At 79.1% G+C, this 2,894-nt stretch carries 1 protein-coding gene; it reads right to left on the bottom strand.

Features of this window, described 5'->3' with window-relative positions; translation table 11 throughout:
• Positions 1-107: 107 nt before the first annotated feature.
• Positions 108-2,894, bottom strand: a 2,787-nt coding sequence (locus ACFV61_RS32925) for a condensation domain-containing protein (RefSeq protein WP_380495675.1), incomplete at its 5' end; no start/stop codon positions are given.

Here is a 2,894-nt window from a genome sequence, read left to right as displayed (position 1 = left end):
CCGCGTGTGTGTGTCGGGGCGGGTTTGTCACACGCGCCGCGCGCCCCGCCCCCCGGGGGGGGGGGGGGGGGGGGGCCCCGCCCCCCCCCGACGCGGAGCGGTGCAGGTCAGCCGACCATCGCCGCCAGGACGGTGCGCCAGTCCTCGCCCGGCTCGGGGCTCAGCGGGGCGGCGAGGGTCTCCGCGCGGTAGTGCCAGGGGCGGCGGAGTTCGGGATCGGCGTCGGGGCGCAGGTCCAGCGGGCTGCCGGAGTCGAGCAGGCGCACGAGCTCACCGGTGAAGTCCGCCCAGGAGACGTGCCCGTTGACGGCGTTGACGATCCGGCCGGCCGCCGGGTTGCCGTCGGCGACGCAGGCGGCGAGCGCGCGGGCCAGGGCGGCGGAGTGCACCCAGGCGGCGCCGTACCAGGTGGAGCGGTCGCCGGGGGCGGGGGCGGGCAGGGCGATCGGGCGGCCGGCCAGGGCGGCCTGGTAGAGGTCGCCGGTGGAGCCCCAGCGGAGCTGGTCGCGCAGGCGCTGGTGCGGGCCCCAGACGATCGGGGCGCGGACCACGGTGGCCGGGCCCCGGCCGGTGGCGGCCGCCTCGAACAGGATGCGCTCGCAGTCCAGCTTGGCCTGCCCGTAGGGGCTGACCGGTTCGCCGGTCGGGCCGCCTTCGGGGACGTCGGTGCCGGACGGGCGGCCGTAGGCGTCGATGCTGCTGACGAAGACGAACGGGCCGCCGCGCCAGCCCTCGACCAGGGCGCGCATCGCGGCGAGGTCGACGGCGTGCTCGGTGAAGGTGCAGGCGGCGTGGATGACGGCGTCGACGCCCTCGACCGCGCGGCGCAGGCTGTCGAGGTCGGCGAGGTCGCCCTCGGCCAGCTCGGCGCCGTGCAGGGCGGGCAGGTGGGCGGACTCGGGCCGGACCAGGGCCCGGACCGGACGGCCCTGGGCCACCAGTTCCTGGAGGACGGCCGCGCCGACTCCGCCGGTGGCGCCGGTGAGCAGCACGGTGCCCGCGCGGGTGCGGGTGCCCGGGCGGGAGCCGGTGCGGGCGGGGGCGGCGCGGCGCTCGTCCTCGCGGGTGGCGAGCAGGGCGGCGAGGGCGCGCGGGGTGCGCTGTTCCAGCACGTCCAGGCCGGTGAGCGGCAGACCGGTGCGGGTGCGCAGGCGTTCGGCGAGCTGGACGGCGACCAGGGAGTGGCCGCCGAGGGCGAAGAAGTCGCCGTCGGCGGGCGGGGTGGTGCCGAGCAGTTCGCCGAAGGCCGTCCGGACGGTGTCGAGCGGGCCGGACCGCTCGGGGGCGGTCGGGGCCGCGCCGGGCAGCCGGCCGCGGTCCGGGGTCCCGTCGGCGTGCCGGGGCAGCCGGTCCAGCAGGGTGACGGCGGCCGGCAGGTGGGCGGGGTCGACGTGGCGGCGCAGGGCGGCGCGCAGTTCGACGCCGGTCGGGGCGACCGGGCCGCGCACCACGGCGTAGGCGAGCGGCGGGCCGTCGGCGGTCTCGACGACGGCCGCCTCGACCACCCGGGGGTCGGCCGACAGTGCGGCGAGGGCCGGGTGTCGGGCGGTGGCCAGGCGGGTGCCGGGGAGTGCGGAGAGGGGCTGGTCGGGGTCGGTGGCGACGGCGGCGAGCAGGTCCGCGAAGGCGGTGAGCAGGTGCTCGGCGGTGGTCTCGTCGAGGGCGTCCCGGTCGTGCTGGACCAGGCAGCGCGGCTGCGGGCCGTCCTCGACCAGCAGGGCGAGGCCGAACTTGGCCAGGCCCAGGTCGAGTTCGACGTCCTCGGCGGTGAGGCCGGGCAGTGTGAGCGGCTCCGCGGGGCGGACGAGGTCGCAGCTGACGGAGAGCAGCGGGGTGCCGTCGGCGCCGCGGGCCGCCGCGCCGAGCCGCTCGACGATCAGGTCGAACGGGATCTCGTGGTGCTGCTGCGCGTCGAGCAGCGCGGTCCGGGCCCGTCCGAGCACCTCGGTGAAGGTGGGATCGCCGGCCAGGTCGGCGCGCACCGCGAGGGTGTTGACGCCGAGGCCGACGGTGCGGCGCAGTTCGGGCCGCAGGCGCTGGCCGCTGGCGCAGCCGAGGGTGAGGTCGGCCTGGTCGGCGGCGGTGCGCAGGGTGGCGAAGGCGGCGGCCAGGACGACGGCGAACAGGGTGGCGCCGTGCCGGGCGCCGAGCCGGCGCAGGCCCTCGACGGTGGCGGGGGCGAGCGGGGCGGTGTGCAGCGTGGCCCGGCGCTCGCGCGCCCCGGGCGGGGTGGGCCGCAGCAGCGGCAGCGGGCGGGCGCCGGCCAGGTGTCGGGCGCGGGCGTCGGCGGCGCTGGTGAGTTCGGCGTCGCGGGTGCGCTCCTCACGGGCGTACTCGGCGTACGACGGTCCGGGCGGCGGGAGTTGGGGCGCCACGCCGTCGCGGGCGGCGACGTAGAGGGCGGCCAGGTCGGCGGCGAGGACGGGCAGCGAGCCGCCGTCGACGGCGATGTGGTGGATGTTCAGGAGCAGGGTGTGGTCCTGCGGGTCGTGCCGCAGCAGCAGGGCGCGCAGGACCGGGCCGGTGGCGAGGTCGAAGGGGCGGGCGGCCTCGGCGGCGAGCAGGGCGGGGGCGTTGTTCCCGGCGCCGTTCTCCCAGGTGGCGTCCACCGTGCGCAGCGGCACCGGGGTGACCGGGTCGGTCTGCTGGTGCGGCTGGTCGCCCTGGCGGCCGTAGCGGGTGCGCAGGACGGCGTGGCGCTCGGTGAGGCCGGTGAGGGCGGTGGCGAGGGCGGCGGGGTCGAGCGGTCCGCGCAGGCGGGTGGCGAGCGGGACGTTGTAGAGGGCGCCGCCCTGGCCGAGGTGGTCCATCAGCCACATTCGCTGCTGGGCGTGCGAGAGCGGGGCGGGGCCGGCCGGGCCGTCGCCCTGGCCGGCCGGCACGCTCTGCGGGGC

Source organism: Kitasatospora sp. NPDC059817, assembly GCF_042731835.1.
Classification (GTDB): domain Bacteria; phylum Actinomycetota; class Actinomycetes; order Streptomycetales; family Streptomycetaceae; genus Kitasatospora.
This window is presented reverse-complemented; position numbering and strand designations above follow the sequence as displayed.